Source organism: Microvirga pakistanensis, from assembly GCF_004458765.1.
In the GTDB taxonomy this organism is placed as follows: domain Bacteria; phylum Pseudomonadota; class Alphaproteobacteria; order Rhizobiales; family Beijerinckiaceae; genus Microvirga; species Microvirga pakistanensis.
Genome location: NZ_SPJX01000167.1, coordinates 75214 through 94663, shown reverse-complemented (window position 1 = coordinate 94663; position 19450 = coordinate 75214). Strand labels below are relative to the sequence as shown.

Sequence of the window (19450 nt, the reverse complement as noted above, 5' to 3'; positions counted from 1 at the left end):
ATACGGCTCTAACGGCAGAACTTTCAAGCATGTCCATGATGGGCGAACGGACTGACCGCACTACGGTTCCAAATACCGATTGCCCTCAATGTCGGGTCCTAAAAGTACGGCCTGCGGAACATCGGCTGTTAGTGGTCGTCGGATGCAGTATCGATCCGCGCGTGATTGAAAGCCGTCAACGAGATGCATCACGAATTTGGAGCTTGGACGCTTAGACGGCTGGGACGAAGCCATATGTCCAGGCAGCGAGTAAACCAAGCTGCTCTGCCAAAGAAGGCTTTGGACTGCAGGCATACTCTGCCTGTCACTTCTGCATCATATGGATCATCTTAATGGCACTATGGTTCATACGAGCGCCAATCACTGACTTGAACCTAAGCATTAGGCGAATCCGCGGTTTGTTCTCCTAATGATCCTTCCCAATCCAGTTGTTGAGATAAGCGCTTTGTCGACTGGAAACAGGTTTCTTATTACGCCGCCCGATAGTCTAGAGACGGTTCGTCGTGTCACCGGATGAGATCGACTCACTAAATCATTCGGGAGGGCCGAAGACGAGTGTCATCTCAGAAAACCTGACACTCAGAAGCGGAGTGCGGCAAGCCAGAAAGGCGAGAGGGCCTTCAGACGCAAACCGCCACTCGGTGCTGCCGAACGTGACCCGAGCTGATAAGCGGGCTCGGGTGAGCTTCATGCCATCAGGCGAACAGTGCGCGAGGCGTGTCTGCAATGGCCACCGGCCCGGGAGCCGCAGGTGCGGGTGGAACCGAGTGGACGCAATCGCTTGCCCATTCACATCTGCGGCAGCCTCGAGTGCAGCCCTCGTGCTGGTGACCGAAAACGTCGCCAAGCGCTTCGGTATGCCCCATAAGGCACGGGCTCCAGCCGCAGAGGAGGGATGGTCAACCCAGATCAGCGGGACGTGGGTTGCTGTCCCGCCAGGCCCTCGAACACGACACGCCGCCAGGACCTCGTTGTAGGCGAGGACGCCACCGGGCTCGTAGTGCGCCCAGGCTGTGCCCACTAAGGTTTGCCCATACAGGGTGACCGGGCGCAATCCTGATGGTGCGGATCCGGGAAAGCTCCTCGCTGGCACCCGCCACAGAGAGGCATAGAGCTCACCCTGCAATTGCCACGGCGGCGGCGGATAAGTCACCCCGTTCCTATCAGCACACCAGCCAGACAACACGGCTCTATCCGCACCAGAAAAACAGCGCTCACAACTCAGGCTGATGCAGCCTCGGGATTGATGACCTGCTTGGCCAGATCCGTCAGCAACTCGTCCGTGCGCTTCTCCTCATCCAGGATTTCCAGCAGAACACGAAGGTCCTCGTTGAGGCCGAGTTGCTTGGCCCAGGCGGCGAGCGTGCCATAGACTGCAATCTCATAGTGCTCGATCCGCTGGGCTGAGGCGATCAGGCCCGCATCGCGCAAGTCCCGGTCTTGGACCATCCCGGCCCATCGATCCGCCTCGCCAATGAGGGCCTGCATTGATGAATCGCGATGCTCGCGCGGGTTGGCTCCATGGCTGCTGAGGAGCTGATCCAGGCGGTCGCGCTGGGAGCGAGTCTCATTCGTATGGGTGGCAATCGCCTCCTTGAGATCAGGATGCTCGGCCACGTCAGCCATCTTCGGCAGAGCCTGGGCGAGTTGTTCCTCGACGGAGCGCAACTCCTGCAGCTCGGTTACATACATCTGGCGGAAATCATCGACATTCATGGTGATGTCCTCTCATCAGCGGTTATGGTTGCGGGCTCGTGTAGAAGACCACCCGTGCTCACCGATCAGAGGCACGAATGATACATAGCCGAAGTCATCCTCGACGAAACCGTTGTCAGCCCTGCGCTGCACCCGCACGAGCTTCTGATGGCTTTCTGGTCCGACCGGCATCACCAGGCAGCCACCCCTGCTCAGTTGTCTGCAGTAGACCTGGGGGATCTCAGGTCCGCCGGCGGCAACGAGGATTGCATCAAAAGGCGCTTCTTCCGGCCAACCGAGGGTGCCATCGCCGTGGCGGACGGTGATGTTACGGTACCCAAGCTCCACAAACCGCTGTTGCGCGCTCTCAATCAGGGATGCGTGCCGCTCGATTGAATACACGTGGGCTGCCAGTCGACTTGCAACCGCCGCGGCATAGCCTGACCCTGTCCCTACATCAAGCACGCGGTCAGACAGGCTGATCTCAGCCACCTGAAGCATGAGAGCGACGATGTAGGGCTGAGAGATCGTCTGCCCTTCCCCGATAGGAAGAGACCCATCACCATAGGCGACCTCGTGAAGGTCTTCCGGCACGAACACCTCCCGAGGCACCCCGCTCATCGCCTCCAGTACGCGAGGATCGCTGATGTCGCGTGCGGCGAGTTGCTCCTTGATCATGCGCTCGCGTGCGGCACGAAGATCGGGAGCCAGCCTCACGATCGTGAGCCACCCGTCTGCGAGTGCTCGCCACCAGGCTCCGAGATGCCCGCCAGGGCCTCGCCGGCCGGTCGGCCACCCTGCATGACGGCGAGATCGCCCAGCGACAGAATGCCGACAAGACGCTTGTCCCGGTTCACCACGGGCAGGCGCCGGACCTGCTGGTCGGCCATGTTGCGGGCCACCTGGTCCGTGTCTTCGTCCTCAAAGCAGTACTTCACGTCGGCAGTCATGACCTCCCGCACGGGTGTGTCAGGCCCCTTGCCTTGGGCGATGCCACGGATGGCGATATCGCGATCTGTGATCATGCCGACGAGCTGATCGTTCTCGCCCACCGGCAGCACGCCCGCATCTACATCCGACATCATCTTGGCCGCATCCTGGATCGTCTGGTCGGGACGGGCGACCCGCACATCCCGCGTCATAGCTTCCGATACACGCATGTCTCATCTCCGCCTTGGATTGAGGTACGGTAGGCCTTCGGGCAACTGAAAAGCTCAGTCCGCGAGGGTCTGGTTGAAGCGCAACAGCATGACTGCGCCTGCGAGAACAAGACCTTCTCCGATTACGGTGATCGCCGCCGCAGGGGCAGCGCGATGATGGGCTGGAGCATTGTTTAGAGAATCGAGAGCATTCGCACTCATGGTTCATCTCCAGCGCCTGGGGCTGTTGAAGAGGTGAACTCAGGCGATTTATCGTTGTTCCGACCCATTCTGGATGCCTCCAGCTGAATCGCGGCGGCGAATGGCCAAGTTCCTCATGGCTGAAGATGCAGCCATCCGAACCCGCTCGGAACAGATCAGTATGGCTTCCGTTCTTCGGTTAGGCTGTCCACGACGGCAGCCTTCTCGTGTTGATCAAGAAGGAGCCAACTCATGGCAGACAATGATCGATGGAGGAATGACCAAGGACGCTACGGCTATCGTGATGACGATCGTGATCGCTGGCGGAGCGAGGGTAATCGGCGCGGCGGCCGTGGTGGCGAGTATCGTGGCGGTGGCTATGGCCGTGACCAAGGTTCGGATGAGGGCTTCATCGCCCAGCGCGGCTTCGGCAACCGGAGCGCCGGCTATGACCGTGATCGGGATCGTGGAGACGACAGGGCCGGTTCGCGCGGCGGCCGCGACTATGGTGGCGGATACGGCACTGAGGGCCACGGCAGCTCGTATCAGGACTATGGACGCGGCAACAATGAGCGCGGCTATGGCGGCAATGACTACAATCGTGGCTTCTATGGTGCCCACCAGGGCTATCGGGGCGAAGAGCGCGGCCCTCACCAGGACACCTGGGGCTACCGCGGCGAACGCAGCGGCTGGGACCGAGCCACGGACGAGATGGCCTCCTGGTTTGGCAACGATGATGCGGCTCGTCGGCGCGAGCAGGACGCCCGCCAGGGCGACCAAGGTGCCCAGCATCACCGTGGACGTGGTCCGAAGGGCTACACCCGATCCGACGACCGCATTCGTGAGGACGTGAACGACCGTCTCACGGACGATCCCTATGTGGATGCGTCAGAGGTCGAGGTGAGTGTCTCGAACTGCGAGGTAACACTCACCGGAACCGTCGACAGCCGCGAGGCCAAGCGGCGGGCTGAAGACTGTGCCGAGCGGGTCTCGGGCGTCACGCACGTGCAGAACAACCTGCGGGTCCAGCAACAAGGCATGGGCCAGGGCACAGCTGCCGGGACCGCAGGCAGCATGGGCATCGGCAGCACCACAGGGGCAGCCGGCACAGGCCTAAGCGGTGCTCAGGGTGGCACCAGTGAGGCAGGCACGCCTGGGACAGGTCGGCGCAAGTCTGGAGCAACCACCTGAGTAGACCCAAAAGGTGGCGCGGCTTGGCTGCGCCACCTGATTGTTCGGCCGAGACTCCTCGGAACATCGGGAGTCGCGACGAGTTCACTCGCGAACAACCGCAGGCCTGAAGGCCTCCTGCACGCGCGAATGATCTTGAGACCGGCAAGAACGCCTCTCGAGTTGGTAAACCCTATTGCAAATGGAGAATGAAGATGAAGCTTCGCCTGTTAGCTATTGTAGCTTCGACCGCACTTGTACCTGCCATCTCACTCGCCCAAACGAGCCCCTCACAGCCGCCGCAGAGCACGCAAGCTCGTCCGGCTCAACCCGGAGCCCAGGCACCTGCAGCCGCTGATTTCGTGAACCGGGCCGCAATCAGCAACATGTTCGAGGTCCAGTCCAGCCAACTCGCGCAGCAGAAGTCGCAGAATGACCGGGTGCGTCAGTTCGCCCAACGCATGATACAAGAGCACACGGCGGCCGGGGACAAGCTGAAGTCCACCGCGCAGGGTGTCCAAGGCGTCACGGTCCCAACCAGCCTCGACCAGCCTCACCAGCAGATGGTGCAGACATTGCAGAGCGCCTCAGGGGCAGGGTTCGACCGCAACTACATTCAGATGCAAGTGACCGCCCACCGCGAAGCCGTCAATCTCTTTGACCAATATTCGCAGAATGGCGACAACCAGCAGCTAAAGCAATTCGCCCAGCAGACCCTTCCGTCTCTGCGAGAGCACTTGCAGACCGTCGAGCAGATCCAGTCTGCGCTTCCGCCTGCTCAGGTTGGCGCAGCCCAGCCCGGAACAGCCGGTTCAACCACGGGAGCGAACCAGGGTGGTAACATGAGCACCTCCACCTTTGTTACCCAGCGTGAGCCCGGCATGTACCGTGCTTCTGAGCTGATCGGCACCGATGTGCGCGGTGGTAACAATGAGGACATCGGCGAGGTTGGTGATGTTCTCATTGATCGCAACGGCCAAGTCCGTGCCGTCGTGATTGACGTTGGTGGCTTCCTCGGGATCGGCGAGACCCATGTCGCGATCCCGATGCAGCAGGTTCAGGTCCGCTCAGGTCAGCAGAACGCCAATGCGACAGGGTCTGTGACTGGCACGACCCGTGCTCCCACGACAGGTACGGCGGGAACTAACACCGCCGGCACCAGCTCAACGATGGGAACGGCCGGCCAGAACGCAGCACAGACTGGCGCAACCCAGACGGGCACGGGCGCCACTGCCAATGCACCCGAGCCGGATGCGATCATCGTCATGATGACCAGAGAGCAGCTTCAGAACGCTCCGCGGTTCCAGGACAACAATCGAAATGCCGGTGCCGGTGGCGCCACCGGCACCGCTCCTCGTCAGTAAGGATCGTGCGATCGAGTGGGGAGGAGCTCAGTCCTCCCCACCATCTCTGTGAGTAGAGTTGGTGGCGCTGCCAATATGATCCTGTTGCCTCGTTCGATCAGGTCGGATAGGGGTCCGATCACCATGCTCGCTAAACCGGATCAGTACCTGAGGCTGTACAAGCCTTGAGTATCACATTCGCTCACCAGAAATCTTTATCCCGCTGTGGGCTGCGGCGTCGTCGGCGTCACAGGGATTTCCTGCGGCGTTGTCGGCGGGACACCGACCGGCTCGCCTGGAGGTGGAATGTTTCCAGGTGTGGTTGGCGGCACTCCGATGGGCTCAGGCTGCGGTGTCTCAGGAGGAGTGGGCGGGCTGACCGGAGCCGGATTGGGGTCGGCCGGGGTCGGTTCAGGATAGGGCTGGTTCGGCAAAGGAATCGGCATCCAGGTAATGCTCCACTGTTTTCGCAAGGACCTGTGACAAACACCGTGAGGGGACACTTAGCCATGCCTGCCGAGAACGCTCCTCCCGGCTACAAACATGCATTTCAGTCGCGTACATCAGTGCTCAATGCTTCTGGGCTACTTTGCCACCACCGCACAGGCGAGACGGTCACCGGCTTCGCCAGAGGGCTGTGAGCGATAGTCGTCCGCTTTGGCGTGGATGAGAATGGCTGATCCGTCCTGATCGAACAGACTGCCCTCACCGGTGCCCAGCGTCACGTTGGGATTGATCACGTGGGCGCGCAGCTTGCCGTCCTGGCCAATGAACTGGTTTGGCATGTCGCCGGCATGCGGGCCACCCTCGGACTGATGGCCGTGTTTTTGCCCCTGCAGGCTGTAGTGGTCACCCGCGGACTCGAAGCGGGTGTTCGGCTCGCATTTGCCGGTCTCATGAATGTGGAAACCGTGCTCACCGGCCGGAAGCCCTGCGACATCGACGTTGATCAAGACGCCATTGCGCGTCTGGGTCAGAGTAGCGCTGCCCACCTGCTGGCCCTTCGCATCGACAAAGGTGGCCCGAGCCGTTTGCGTGGATTGGGCAAGACCTGGCCCTGTCAGCGCCAAAAGACAGACAATGCCCAACAACGGTGTCCTCATCGCCTTCTCCCGATTGGTTGTGTCGGTAATACGAGAGCGCTCAGGCACAGCCTGCGCCATTTGTCATTGCTCAATCGGTCGCAGGGTCAATGGTTCCGATGCCAGCATTGTCTGCCCCATTCCGCTGTTAGATTAGCCGTGGGGGCAGCGGCTCACGGGCGGGGCCGTGGATTACGGTTCCGTCGGCCTCGAACATCGACCCATGGCAGGGACAATCCCAGGTTCGATCCGCGTTGTTCCAAGTCACGGTGCAGCCCTTGTGCGTGCAGCTCGCCGAAAGAGCGTGAAGATTTCCGTTGTCGTCCCGCCATACGGCGATTCTCTCATCCCCGCGGACTATCACTCCGCCTTCGCCCGGAGCGATCTGAGCAATGTCGTCGACGAGGGATTGGGTGTCTCCGCTCTGGTGAAAGTCCTCAGGTGCAGGCCGTGTCGGATCATACAGGCTGCCCCACGGACGTGCCCCCGTAGCAATCTCGGAGGTGATGAGCAGACCGGCGGCCGTCCCGTTGCTGATGCCCCACCCGTTGAACCCTGTCGCCACATAGAAGCCAGAGGCCTTCTTCGGGTCAGGCGGGCCGACATACGGCATGCGGTCGGCCGTGTCATAGTCCTCGTTGCACCAGCGCCAGACCACCTCGCGGACGGGAAGATTCGTCCGGGTCCAGTGCTCCAAGTCGCGAAAGCGCCGGGCGACATCGCCATCCTGGCCGGTGTTGAAGCGGGGCCCTAAGGTGATCAGCAAAGGCCCATCCTGATCCCGACCAGTCCTGATTGAGTGAGTCGGGTCGTCGATGCTGATGAACATGCCTTCAAAGGCGGCGGGGTCCTCAAGCCGGAACGCCATAGCCACGTGACTGCGGGGCTGCGTGCGATTGGCATAACCAACGGGACTCTTCACGGTCATGTTGGTGGCGATGACCACTTGGGCGGCCCTGACCGTCCCATGTGCGGTCCCAACACGCCATCCGTCCTCCTGGTCGAAGGACGTGACCCGGCTCTGCTCAAAGATCCGGCCGCCACGGGCCTCGACCGCTTTTGCGAGTGCCACCAGATAGCTGGCCGGATTAAATTGGGCTTGGTCAGGAAAGCACAGAGCGCCGGCAGCGGCGAAGGGCAGGGGCGCTTGGTCGAGAACGTCAGCATTAAAGCCCAGGATCCGGGCAGCCTCGGCCTCCTCACGAATGGAATCCACCCGTTGCGGATTGCAAGTATAGGCATAGGCCGGCTTGCGCTCATAATCACAGGCGATGCCAAGCGTCTCGATCCAGGTGCGGATCCGTTCGACGGCGACGCGATTGGCCTCGGCGTAGAGCATCGCGGTATCCTGACCAACTGTATCAATCAGGTGCCGGTAGATGAGGCTGTGCTGGGTTGTGATCTTGGCCGTGGAACGCCCAGTCACCTGCGTGCCGACACGACGGGCTTCTAGGACCACGACGGATTTGCTGGCCTCACAGAGGGAAAGAGCCGCTGTCAGCCCAACGATCCCGGCGCCGACGATCACGACATCGCAGTCCAACGGGCCGTTCAGGCTAGGAAAGCTTGTTTTTGACCCGGTTGCAACCCAGCAAGACTCATTGCGTCCTCGAAGTGACATCATCGAGTCCTCCGGAGCAGACAGCTTGACACTTTTGTGAACTCTCTGCCTTGCAACCGCTCATTAGCGGTCAAGCCTGCTCGCGACCATGCGCCTGCGCCGGCGGGGCTGTGGCTTCGACAGCCGTGAACGTCTCCAGGATGCGGTAGGTGTGCTCGGCGCCCGCCGGAACCACCCAGGAGTCGCCTGGCTCCAATCGAACGGTCTGCCCTTCGATCTCCAGCTCGGCCCGTCCTGCGATCACGTACCCCACGACCTCATACTCGTGCCTATGCGAAGGCTTATCGCTTATTGGCTCCTCGTCACGCCACATTCGCATGGAGACGCGCTTGCCGGATGCGAGGTAGACTTCGCCTTGCTCGCCTGTGGGCGAGTGGGCGCTACTCACCTTCGTTACGGTTGTGTCAGTCATGGAGCTCTCCTTTTCGGCTTCAGGGCTGCTTGCGCTCAAAGCTTCCAACCAGTTCGCCTTCCGCCAGCACATGATCCTTCATCGCCTCGATCACCTCGGCCCGCATCGCACCGGCCCTGAGGTCCAGGTTGCGATCCAAGGCGAACACCTGGATGTGGTAGCGATGGGCGGGATCGCCGACAGGCGGCTTCAGGCCTGTGTAGCCCACCGAGCCGCGCGTGTTTCGCCCCTGCATCAGACCCTTCGGATCCTGCAACATGGGCGACGTCTGCAGCCCCTCCCGAAGTGACGTGGTGGTTGCCGGGATATTGTAAGCAACCCAATAGGTGTACGGCTTTGCCGTCTCAGTATCAGGATCGTCCACGATCACGACAAACGATTTCGTGCCTTCGGGCGCCCCCGACCAAGTAATCGGCGGTGAGGCGTTATCGCCATAGGCCGAGTAGGTGAGAGGGATAGCATCGTTGGCCTGGAACTTGGGCGAAGTCACCTGAAGGGCCGCCGTTTGCACCTTCGGTTCGACAAGTCTGATTGCAAGATCCGAAGCTGGGGGCGACACCTTGCCGACGGGAGTGGCTGGCGCTGGTGCAGTGCCGCCCTGGGCAGATGCTGCCGTCGCCTCGGGTTCCTTCGGTCCCGTGTAGGTTACGCGGTAGATGACACCATTCGAGTCGTCGCCCACCAGTAGTGAGCCGTCCCTCATGACAGCCAATCCGACAGGCCGGCCAAGATAGCCGTAACCTTGCTCGTCCTTCTGCAGGAAGCCTGTCATGAAAGGCTCGAAGCGGACTGGCTTGCCATCCTCGAACCGCACCCGCACCACCTCGTAGCCGCTCGGCTCGCGCCGATTCCAGGAGCCGCGCATCGCAACCAGCGCGTCGCCTTGGTACTCGCGAGGGAACTGTTGGCCGGAATAGAAGACCATCTGCAAAGGTGCGGCATGCGGCGTGTAGCCGAGCAGGGGCGCCTCGCTCCAGTCGCGCCATTGAGCGAGGGTTATGCCTTCCGGCGGCTCGTCCTCGGGGTTGAACTTGCCCTCGCCATAAATGTAGGGCCAGCCGTACTGCTTGCCTTCCTGGATCAGGTTCAACTCCTCGACATGCTCCTGGTCGCCGAGCCAGTCGATGCCGTGATCCATGCCGTAGAGCGCACCCGTCACAGGGTGCCAGGCAAAGCCGATGGTGTTGCGCAGCCCCGAGGCGAAGATCCTGCGGGTCTTGCCGTCGAGCGACGCCTGCAGGATCGTGGCGTTCTCAGGGTTGGACTCGTCACAGGCATTACAGGTTGAGGCGACCTGAATGTAGAGCATCCCATCAGGACCGACGGCGAGGGTCCGGTTCTTGTGCTGGCCGGCCTCAGGCAGGTCATTGATAATCCGCCGCAGGTCACTGAGGGTTCCATCCGCCTTCACGTCGGCGACATAGACATCCTTGGCGGTAACCATATAGGCTTTGCCTTGATGGATGGTGATGCCATGCATGTCGGACCGCGAGGCGACTGTCTTCACGACATCAGCCTTGCCGTCTCCGTTCTCATCCCGCAGCATCAGGATGTCGCCGATGTTACGCCGGCTGGCATAGACGGTGCCGTCTTCGCCCACGGCGATCCAGCGTGGGTTAATGAGGTTGTCGGCAAAAACGGAGACGCTGAAGCCTTGCGGCAGCTTGAGCATGTCCTTAGCGCGTCCCTCAGTTACCTCAAGCTTACGGGGCTCGACAACGTGCCCCTCGATCCTTGCATTGGAGTACTGATCTGCCTTGCCCTCAATGGCAAGGGCAGGTGTGAGTAACGCTCCGGAGAGGATGAAGGCAGCTACCAGGCGCATCGGAGTCCCTTCGAGCATGAGGGCAAGCGCGATCTCGACCTGAACGCAACGGGAGTTCGCACATTCTCAGGAGAACCCGGTAGTAAAGCTCAGGTTCCGTGGCTGCCGTTACCACTGTCGAGGTCTGGTTTGATCTCAGCCGATCTGGAACCTGGCCCGACGTGGATGTGTCGCCGGGGCGCATAGATCGACGGCGGCATGCTGGCACTCATGTTGGAACATTGGCTCAGTTTTGTATGGGGTGGCAGATCCAAATACCGTGTTGCGGCAAACATGAACCAATCAGTTCCGTCGACGTTAGGACGAGAATGACAACAGCGGCGCCGGTGAGCCTAAGCGCATCATAGGCGGCAGCCACGATGTGCATCCGAGTTCCCAAGTCTCTTGTTCCCGTGGCCTCACGCCTGTGACGGAGCCATCAATGCCGAAACGACTGTCTGACGACCTGCCCGACGCCAGCCGGCGTCAGTTCCTGACCGGGACTGCCACGGCAGCGGCGGCTCCCCTGATAGCGAAGTCCCTCGCTCCGACGCCAGCAGAAGCTCAGCCAAGTGCCCCGCCAGACCCGCGCCAGCCTGTTGGCGTGACACTTCGGATCAACGATCAAGAGCACCGGCTGATGCTCGACAGCCGGACCACCGTCCTCGATGCTCTACGCGAGCATATCGGTCTCACGGGATCGAAAAAGGGATGTGATCACGGCCAGTGCGGGGCTTGCACCGTTCTGGTGAATGGGAAGCGCACCCTATCCTGCCTGACGCTCGCCGTGATGGTGCGTGAGCCCGTTACCACAATTGAAGGCTTGGCCAGCCCAGATGGCACCCTGCACCCGATGCAGCAGGCCTTCATCGATCAGGATGCGTTCCAGTGTGGCTACTGTACCCCTGGCCAGATCCTGTCGGCGGTTGCCTGCATCACGGAAGGGCATGCCGAAACCGATGGTCAGATCCGCGAGTACATGAGCGGAAATCTTTGCCGCTGTGCTGCCTATCCGCACATTGTCGAGGCCATCAAGCAGGCCAAGACCCAAATGAAAGCATGACCGGCCATGCGTCCCTTCCTGTACGAACGCGCGGATGACGTGCAGAGCGCACTGCGTGCCGCGGCACCTACAAGCCAAACCTCCATTCCTCCGACCGAAGCCTCGGCTCAGTTCATCGCCGGGGGCACATTGCTTCTGGATCTGATGAAGCTTGACACCATGCGCCCGCAGGTGCTCGTGGATATCAATGGTCTTGAGCGCACGCATGGGCAGATTGCAGCAACGGCTCAGGAATTGCGCCTTGGCGCCCTCGTGCGCATGAGCCAGGCGGCCGAGCATCCGGATATTCTGCGGGACTATCCGCTGATCGCGCAGTCGCTCCAGCAGGCGGCCAGCGCCCAGCTCCGTAATATGGCAAGCCTAGGCGGCAACGTCCTGCAACGGACTCGGTGTCAGTATTTCCGTGATCCGAGCTGGCCGGCCTGCAACAAGCGCGCGCCGGGCACCGGATGTTCGGCCCTTGAGGGCGTGAACCGCAAGCATGCGGTGCTCGGTATCAATGAGCACTGTATCGCCGAATATCCGGGCGACTTCGGCCCGACCCTTGCCGCTTTGGGAGCCAGTGTGGAGACGGCAGGACCAGGCGGAGCACGCTCCATTCCATTCGAGCGGCTTCATAATGGTCCCGAAGTTCCCAACGTCGAGACCGTCCTGGCGCCTGGGGAACTCATCACCGGCTTCGTCGTGCCGGCCGGCCCATGGACAAGGCGCTCGGTCTATCTCAAGGTTCGCGACCGGCAATCCTATGCCTTTGGCCTCGCGACCGCTGCGGTGGCGCTCGACCTGAGCGATGGTGTGGTCAATGAAGCCCGTATCGGGCTGGGCGGCGTAGCGTACAAGCCATGGCGGGCTCACGACGCCGAGGCGGTTCTGCGCGGCAAACCCTTTGACGAGGCCATCGCCCACGCGGCTGCCGAGGCTGCCTTCGCTGGTGCCCGCGCCCATGGCGAGAACGAATACAAGCTTGATCTCGGGCGCCGCACGCTGGTGCGGGCGCTTCTGCAGGCCGCAAAGCTGGAGATTTGATCATGGTGGACTCCCCTCGGCCTCAGGTCATGCTGCAAGGTGCGCCACCAGACGATGCCCGTCCTGGCATCGGTGCCTCGACCTCACGGATCGATGGCCGGGCCAAGGTGACCGGTGAAGCCCGCTATGGCTCCGACTTCAGCGGCGGGCACAATCCGGCCTACGCATTCCTGGTCACCAGTGCCATCGCGCGCGGCCGCATCACCATGCTGGATGAAAGCGACACTCGAACTGTCCCGGGCGTGCTCGACATCCTGACCTACAGAAACGTGGGCGACCGGATTAAGCCGGGAAAGACGTTCGACGACAAGGGCTATATGGGTACGACCATCGCGCCCCTGGCGTCCGATCGCGTCTGGCACGATGGACAAATCGTAGCGGTCGTAATCGCCGATACTTTCGAGGCTGCCCGGGAAGGGGCTCATCGATTGAAGGTGACTTATGCCGAGGAGGCACCCTCGGCCACCTTTGACAGCCCTGGCCTTGAGATCGTCTCGGCTGATTCCGCATCGCGCGAGGGTGAGGAGCCTGGTGAAGAAAAGCCCCAGGTCGGCAATGCGGCTCAGGCCTTTGCGGCTGCACCGGTCAAGATCGATGCCTTTTATGACACGCCAACCCAGCATCACAATCCGATTGAGCTGTTCACCACGACCTGCTCATGGTCAAACGGCAAGCTGACGGTCTGGGAATCGAGCCAGAATGTCTATGGTTACCAGAATGGTCTTGCCGAGCAGCTCGGGATCGAACCATCTGACGTGCGGATTATCTCTCCTTACATCGGAGGAGCATTCGGGGCGCGCGGTTCACTCACGCAGCGCACGGCACTCATCGCCTATGCATCGCGCCGGCTGAACCGCCCGGTGAAGCTTGAAGCCACCCGTCAACAGGGCTTCACGATTGCCACCTACCGGGCCGAGACGCGCCATCGCATCCGCCTTGGCGCTACGCCGGATGGACGCCTGCAGGCGCTCACTCATGAAGGGTGGGAGGTCAGCTCGCGGCCGGACAATTACAAGGTAGCAGGCACGGATGCCTCTACGCGTCTTTACGCCTGTCCGAACGTGAGCTCCGAGGTCTTCATCGTTCATGCTGACCGCAATACGCCGGGCTTTATGCGCTCGCCACCGGAGATCCCGTACCTGTTTGCCCTCGAGTCGGCCATGGATGAGCTGGCCGTTGCCCTGAAGATGGACCCGGTCGAGCTGCGCCGCATCAATGACACCCAGAAGGAGCCAATCAAAGGGCTGCCCTATACCTCCCGTTCCCTGATGCAGTGCTTTGACGCCGCCTCGCAGGCGTTCGGCTGGTCCAGGCGCACGCCTGAGCCAGGTTCGATGCGTGACGGCGACTGGCTGATCGGGTGGGGCTGTGCCACCACGATGTACCCCACCCAGGTGGCGCCGGCCGCCGCACGGGTCACGCTGACACCTCAAGGGTCTGCGCGCATCCAGAGCGCCTCTCATGAGATCGGCACCGGGATCTATACGGTTGTGGCGCTCACCGCAGCCGACCGGCTTGGGATACCGCTCGACAAGATCACCGTTGAACTGGGCGATTCCGAGCTTCCGCCGGCTCCCGTGGCCGGTGGTTCGAATTCGACCGCCAGCGTCTGCAATGTGGTCGCCAAGGCCTGTGAGGAGATCAGATCCCGCATAGCGCGGGCGGCGGTCACCGCGCAGGACAGCGTTCACTTCGGGCTGGATCCGGCCAGTCTCACATTGACTGACGAAACGCTGCAGTCTGCTGACGGCAGGTCCGAGCCGCTGGACAAGGCCTTCGGGCGAGCGGCAGGCGGTGCCATGGAGGTCTATGCCGAGAACATCCCGCACGGTGCGCCGCCGGATGGGATGAAGCGGCTCTACCGGGGCACGAGTTCGCTTGCTGGAGGAGCCAAGCTGAAGGACAGGATCCAGTTCGCATTTGGGGCGCAGTTCGTCGAGGTGCGTGTCGATGCCCGCACCCGAGAGGTGCGCGCCCCTCGGATGGTTGGAGCCTATGCATCGGGCCGGATCGTCAATCCGAAAGCGGCAAAGAGCCAACTGATGGGCGGTCAGATTTGGGGCATCAGCGCTGCATTGCACGAGGCCACAGAAATCGACCGGCGGGCAGCCCGTTACTACAACGACGATCTTGCCGAGTACCTCATCCCCGTGAACGCCGACATTGAGGAGGTCCAGACGATCTTCGTGCCGGAAGAGGATAAGCTGGTGAATGATCTAGGAATCAAGGGGCTCGGCGAACTCGGTAATGTCGGCCTGAACGCGGCCGTGGCAAACGCTGTCTTCCACGCTACGGGAGTGCGGATCCGCGAACTGCCGATCCGGATCGAGAAGCTGCTCGATGCTCCCGCTATTCGCAGCTGAACTTAAAGAGAGATAGCGCGATGACATCAGGTCCGCCGGAGAAGCCCAGTGATGAAGCTGACAAGAAGCAGCTTGAGATGGCCAAGGCTGAGGGCGAAGCCTACTACCGCTCACTCCGGTATATGGCCCAGCACGTGGCCGACAGTGGCGGTGAGCAGCAGGTAGGCGACTATACCATAGCTTACGCTCAGGAGCGGGCTGAGGGTATGTACATGCTCTCCTCAGAGGGCAAGCTTGAATGGTCTGAGCCCAAGGACGAGAACTGTCACTTGGAGATCTCCGTGAGTGATGCGGGGGATGGTCGCTTCATCCCTTATCTGGCAATTCAGGCGTCGCTGATCAGCCAAGACGGCACGCAGATCGGCCCCTTCGACGTGCCTTTCCTGTGGCACCCTGGTCTGTACCATTATGGTCGCAACATCACAGTACCAGGGGATGGCCGCTATACGCTGCGAGTCCATATTGCTCCGCCCACCTTTATGCGGCACGACCGGATCAACGGGCGCCGATACGCGGATCCCGTCGAGGTTGAATTTAGGGATGTTCCCGTAAAGACAGGTCGAGAGTAGCGACGTCGTTGATCGTCCTGCAAGACCTGATCACTGCTTGCGCTGGTGACCTCCAGCTGTGGTCTTTCCGTCGACGGTCGCCTCTAATTGCCAATAGGCAGAGTTCTCCAAAAATCGGTCGTTGGCACCTGCACTCCGCAGTCAGAACCCGATCGCAGGCGGAGCATCGCGCCGGAAAGGAAGGAAACTTGGGGTTCGATAATCTCTCGATCTGGCTCAACGGTGGCATCTTCGCGGTAAGCGCCATCATTGTCTGGATGGCGGGCAGCCGCCTTGCCTCTTACGTAGGCGGTATCGCCAGCCAGACCGGCATCGGGCAGGCTTTTACGGGCATGCTGCTGCTGGGTGGGATCACCTCGCTGCCGGAGATCGCAACCGTCACGACGGCCTCCTGGACCGGCAACGCGCCTCTCGCTGTCAATAACCTGCTCGGCAGCGCCGCGATCAACATCCTGCTTCTTGCCATTGCGGATGCCGTGCTGGGCCGCAGCGCCCTCACATCAGTCATCGGCAAGCCGGCAACGCTTCTGCAGGGAACCCTCGGCATGCTGCTGCTCGCTGCCGTGGCAGTGGTCATCCTGGCACGCGACCTCCCCATCGCCGGTGTGGGTCTGGGCTCGACGGCCCTGATCGTTCTATGTGTCTCCTCGCTCTGGCTGTCATCCGGGTACGAGCGCCGACATGTGTGGACCACTATCGACGACGAGCCGGACACAGGCGATATGCCGGGCGAAGATGACCAGGGGGAGGATGAGGCCGAAAAGCAGCCCTTGCGCACGCTCATCATCAAGACAGCCATCGTCGGCATTCTGATCCTCGGTGCCGGTTTCCTGCTCTCCCAGACGGGCGACGCCATTGCAAAGCAGACTGGGCTGGGCGCCAGTCTTGTGGGTCTTGTGCTGGTGGGCTTTGCGACCTCGCTGCCGGAGCTCAGCTCCATTGTCGCGGCGGTGCGGATCCGCCGGTACGAGATGGCGGTCGGTGATATCTTCGGCACGAACCTGTTCAACATCGCGCTGATCTTCATCGCGGACCTCGCCTATCCTGGTGGCCCGGTTCTGGCACAGGCAGGGGCGTTCGAGGCGGTTGCGGCCCTTGTTGGCCTTGTCCTGACCGGCGTCTTCGTCATCGGCCTTCTTGAGCGCAAGGACAGGACGGTTGCCCGCATGGGCTATGACTCGCTGGCGACAATCGTGCTGTACATCGCAGGGCTTGTGGTGCTGTACGTGCTTGACCAGCGCAGCTCAGGGAGCGGGGGCTAAAGTGACCATCTGCAGGCCGATCAGGGCTCGCGAGAGCCTTTGCCGTCCATCCCACCACTGAACTGAGCGACTATCCAGATGATTGCGGTCGCACCTTCGTGACCGTCCGGTGAGGATCGGAACAGGCTGTGGGGCGTTGGCGGGCAACTCATGATGTCTGGGAGGCCAGCCATGCGCAGGTCCATTGCTCTTGCTTCTGCCTTTACTGCCGCCCTTGGCGTGGCACATGCGCAGGAGAACCGGGTTCAGACAGTGACATCCCAGACCGGCAAGGTTCGGATTGAGACCATCGCACGCGGGCTGGAGCATCCCTGGGGGCTGGCTTTCCTCCCGGACGGACGCATGCTGGTGACCGAGCGCCCTGGGCGACTTCGGGTTGTGACGAAGGATGGCCAGATCTCCGAGCCTTTGTCTGGCGTACCCAGGGTCTTCGCGCGAGGGCAGGGGGGCTTACTCGATGTGGCGCTCGCCCCTGACTTTGCGTCCAGCCGCCTTGTTTATCTCACCTATGCCGAGCCGGGCGAGGGTGGCACCGCTGGAACCGCAGTAGCACGGGGTCGGCTCAACGATGCCGCCACAGGGCTCGACAACCTTCAGGTGATCTTCCGGCAGCAGCCGAAGGTGGAAGGCCCCAACCACTTCGGCTCGCGGCTCGTCTTTACGCCTGACGGCAAGCTCTTCGTCACGCTGGCCGAGCGCTTCAAGTTCGATCCGGCCCAGGATCTTTCCGGCCATCTTGGCTCTATCGTGCGGATCAATCTCGATGGGACGGTGCCGAACGAGAATCCCTTCGTCGGCCGGCAGGGCGCCCGGCCCGAGATCTGGTCCTACGGGCACCGCAACATCCAGGCTGCAACCCTGCACCCGCAAACAGGTGCGCTGTGGGTCGCCGAGATGGGTCCAAGAGGCGGGGATGAACTCAACCGGCCGGAGGCTGGCAAGAACTACGGCTGGCCCGAGGTGAGTTGGGGCCGGCATTACGACGGACGCGACATCCCGGATCCGCCATCCCGACCGAACTTCGCGGGCTCGGTGCATCAGTGGACGCCAGTGATCTCACCCTCCGGCATGACGGTCTACACCGGTGAGGTCTTCCCAGACTGGCGCGGATCGCTGCTGATCGGGGGGTTGAGCGCCTCAAGCATCGTGCGTGTCGCTCTTGATGGCGAGAAGGTCACGGGCGAGGACCGCATCAATCTGAATGCTCGGGTGCGGGATGTGCGCCAAGGACCTGACGGTGCAGTCTATGCCTTGACAGATGCCGATAGCGGAAGGCTCGTGCGCCTGACACCCGGCGACGGGTCCTAACCGCTTTCAAGCGGCGGCCTGCTGCCGATTGCTATGCTCTTGGCTCACATCTGTCGCTCGCGCAGGCTCATTTCTCTTTTGGCACGGTGTCATCACTTGATGCCTCTTCACCGGGGACGGTGGTGTCCTCCCCCAGTGTCTGCCGCACCCAAAGCTTCTTGACAAGAACGGTGATGGTGACTGCCAGCGGCACCGCGAGAAAGATGCCGGGCAGCCCGAAGAGCAACCCAAACACGCCTATGGCGAACAACACCACGACAGGTGGCATCGCCACGGCTCGCTTCTGGATGAATGGCGTGATGACGTTCCCTTCGATCTGCTGGATGGCCACAACAACCCCGAGGGTCCACAGCACGGTTTGCAGGTCCATGGTGAATGCGAAGACGAGCGCCGGAATGGCGCCCAGGATCGGGCCGAGAAAAGGAACAAAGTTTGTCGCGGCCGCAATGATGGCGAGCGCAAGGGGAGACGGCAGGCCGATCCACCAGTACGCCAGCCCCGAGGCCACACCAACCAGCAGCATCGTAACGAGTTGACCGGCAAACCAGAACCGCAGTGCATTGCCGGTCACGTCCATGGCGTCAAAGACGCGTGCGTGCTGGCTCGGAGGCAGGAGCTTGGCGACCCCACGTCGGTATAGGCGCGGATCGGCGGCAAGGTAGATCGATGCGATGACCACCAGCGCCAGATCCGCCAATGCTCCAAGGACGGTGTAGCCGAGCCCGGCAGCCCGGGACAGGACATTTGGACCAGAGTTTGACGAGATGGCGTTCTCAAGCTCGTCTCTGGCATTGTTGATTCCGATCCGATTGCCCACGGCATCAATGGCGTCCGGCAGCCTCTCGAACACCTGGGAGATTTGACCCCCGATCTGGGATCCGAACAGGACCAGAAAGGCCACCACAAGCGCAGTGACTGTGATGATGGCAGCGGTGAGGGCCCAACGCTGCGGAACCGGGGTGTGCCGCGAGATCAGGTCCGCGAACGCCCGGAAGAGAACGGCCAGCAGAACCGCGGCAAACAGGAGTAGCAGAATGCCTGAGATGCGCCAAAGGAAGTAGGCCAACCCGAGCACCACCAGCGTGAGCAGGAGCCGCTTGAGATAATCCCAATCCCGCTCCAGGCCAGGGCTGCCAAGCCGGTCTCGCCAGGAGACCTGCCGGGATTGTGACATGGAACGCTTGCCCGTTGGTTCTGCCATACCTTCACCTTAGAGCCTTGCCCTGATCAGGGGGAAAGATGACGTCATCTCAAGGATGTTTCGCTTGAAGCCGATGAGAAGAAACTTAGGCCAGCGTCGATGAGTTCACTATGAGCCTCAACTCTTTGATTGCTCCTATCTGCTGGAACAGCAGGCCTGACCGGGCACTTAGCCCGAACGGTAGCATTGGT

General features: G+C 61.6%; 18 protein-coding genes. 8 read left to right on the top strand and 10 right to left on the bottom strand.

The window, feature by feature from the left end; translation table 11 throughout:
- Window positions 1-532: 532 nt before the first annotated feature.
- The 5 genes from E4K09_RS30995 to E4K09_RS28905 form a co-directional block, all read right to left on the bottom strand.
- Entirely contained in the window at window positions 533-1153 is a 621-nt protein-coding gene (locus tag E4K09_RS30995; RefSeq protein WP_166802195.1) for an acetoacetate decarboxylase family protein, read from the bottom strand.
- 68 nt (window positions 1154-1221) lie between these two features.
- The gene (locus E4K09_RS06420) at window positions 1222-1716 is read right to left on the bottom strand and encodes a YciE/YciF ferroxidase family protein (RefSeq protein WP_134495926.1); all 495 of its coding nucleotides are present in this window, start codon (window positions 1714-1716) and stop codon (window positions 1222-1224) included.
- Window positions 1717-1731: 15 nt separating this feature from the next.
- Entirely contained in the window at window positions 1732-2373 is a 642-nt protein-coding gene (locus E4K09_RS06415) for a protein-L-isoaspartate(D-aspartate) O-methyltransferase (protein ID WP_134495925.1), read from the bottom strand.
- A gap of 35 nt (window positions 2374-2408) precedes the next feature.
- Window positions 2409-2855 carry a CBS domain-containing protein gene (locus tag E4K09_RS06410; RefSeq protein ID WP_134495924.1) on the bottom strand — a complete coding sequence of 149 codons (447 nt, stop codon included), beginning with the start codon at window positions 2853-2855 and terminating at the stop codon, window positions 2409-2411.
- 54 nt (window positions 2856-2909) lie between these two features.
- A complete protein-coding gene (locus E4K09_RS28905) occupies window positions 2910-3056 on the bottom strand; it encodes a hypothetical protein (protein ID WP_166802194.1) in 147 nt (48 codons plus the stop codon).
- Window positions 3057-3287: 231 nt separating this feature from the next.
- On the opposite strand from E4K09_RS28905, the gene E4K09_RS06405 reads away from it, so the two are divergent.
- Both E4K09_RS06405 and E4K09_RS06400 read left to right on the top strand, forming a co-directional pair.
- Window positions 3288-4226: a BON domain-containing protein gene (locus E4K09_RS06405; protein WP_134495923.1), complete on the top strand. Its 939-nt coding sequence runs from the start codon at window positions 3288-3290 to the stop codon at window positions 4224-4226.
- A 188-nt stretch (window positions 4227-4414) separates the two neighbouring features.
- Window positions 4415-5569 carry a DUF4142 domain-containing protein gene (locus E4K09_RS06400; RefSeq protein ID WP_134495922.1) on the top strand — a complete coding sequence of 385 codons (1155 nt, stop codon included), beginning with the start codon at window positions 4415-4417 and terminating at the stop codon, window positions 5567-5569.
- Between the two features lie 563 nt (window positions 5570-6132).
- Here the strand turns inward: E4K09_RS06400 and E4K09_RS06390 are convergent.
- The 4 genes from E4K09_RS06390 to E4K09_RS06375 all read right to left on the bottom strand — a co-directional run bounded on the left by E4K09_RS06390 (window position 6133) and on the right by E4K09_RS06375 (window position 10488).
- Entirely contained in the window at window positions 6133-6711 is a 579-nt protein-coding gene (locus E4K09_RS06390) for a superoxide dismutase family protein (protein ID WP_134495920.1), read from the bottom strand.
- A 67-nt stretch (window positions 6712-6778) separates the two neighbouring features.
- The gene (locus tag E4K09_RS06385) at window positions 6779-8254 is read right to left on the bottom strand and encodes an FAD-dependent oxidoreductase (protein WP_134495919.1); all 1476 of its coding nucleotides are present in this window, start codon (window positions 8252-8254) and stop codon (window positions 6779-6781) included.
- 67 nt (window positions 8255-8321) lie between these two features.
- Window positions 8322-8663: a cupin domain-containing protein gene (locus E4K09_RS06380; protein ID WP_134495918.1), complete on the bottom strand. Its 342-nt coding sequence runs from the start codon at window positions 8661-8663 to the stop codon at window positions 8322-8324.
- A 19-nt stretch (window positions 8664-8682) separates the two neighbouring features.
- Entirely contained in the window at window positions 8683-10488 is a 1806-nt protein-coding gene (locus E4K09_RS06375; protein ID WP_244610389.1) for a YbhB/YbcL family Raf kinase inhibitor-like protein, read from the bottom strand.
- 421 nt (window positions 10489-10909) lie between these two features.
- Between E4K09_RS06375 and E4K09_RS06370 the strand changes: the two genes are divergently transcribed.
- The 6 genes from E4K09_RS06370 (at window position 10910) to E4K09_RS06345 (ending at window position 18058) form a co-directional block, all read left to right on the top strand.
- Window positions 10910-11530, top strand: coding sequence for a (2Fe-2S)-binding protein (locus E4K09_RS06370; RefSeq protein WP_134496141.1), 621 nt, complete (start codon window positions 10910-10912; stop codon window positions 11528-11530).
- A gap of 6 nt (window positions 11531-11536) precedes the next feature.
- Complete coding sequence (locus E4K09_RS06365; RefSeq protein WP_134495917.1) at window positions 11537-12556, top strand: FAD binding domain-containing protein; 1020 nt, start codon at window positions 11537-11539, stop codon at window positions 12554-12556.
- A 29-nt stretch (window positions 12557-12585) separates the two neighbouring features.
- The gene (locus E4K09_RS06360; protein ID WP_134496140.1) at window positions 12586-14919 is read left to right on the top strand and encodes a xanthine dehydrogenase family protein molybdopterin-binding subunit; all 2334 of its coding nucleotides are present in this window, start codon (window positions 12586-12588) and stop codon (window positions 14917-14919) included.
- Between the two features lie 20 nt (window positions 14920-14939).
- Window positions 14940-15488, top strand: a complete 549-nt coding sequence (locus E4K09_RS06355; RefSeq protein ID WP_134495916.1) for an iron transporter — start codon at window positions 14940-14942, stop codon at window positions 15486-15488.
- Between the two features lie 188 nt (window positions 15489-15676).
- A complete protein-coding gene (locus tag E4K09_RS06350; protein ID WP_244610387.1) occupies window positions 15677-16750 on the top strand; it encodes a sodium:calcium antiporter in 1074 nt (357 codons plus the stop codon).
- Between the two features lie 171 nt (window positions 16751-16921).
- Entirely contained in the window at window positions 16922-18058 is a 1137-nt protein-coding gene (locus E4K09_RS06345; RefSeq protein WP_134495915.1) for a PQQ-dependent sugar dehydrogenase, read from the top strand.
- A gap of 67 nt (window positions 18059-18125) precedes the next feature.
- On the opposite strand, the gene E4K09_RS06340 is transcribed toward E4K09_RS06345, so the two are convergent.
- On the bottom strand, window positions 18126-19232 hold the full coding sequence (locus E4K09_RS06340; protein ID WP_166802192.1) for an AI-2E family transporter: 1107 nt from the start codon (window positions 19230-19232) through the stop codon (window positions 18126-18128).
- Window positions 19233-19450 lie beyond the last annotated feature (218 nt).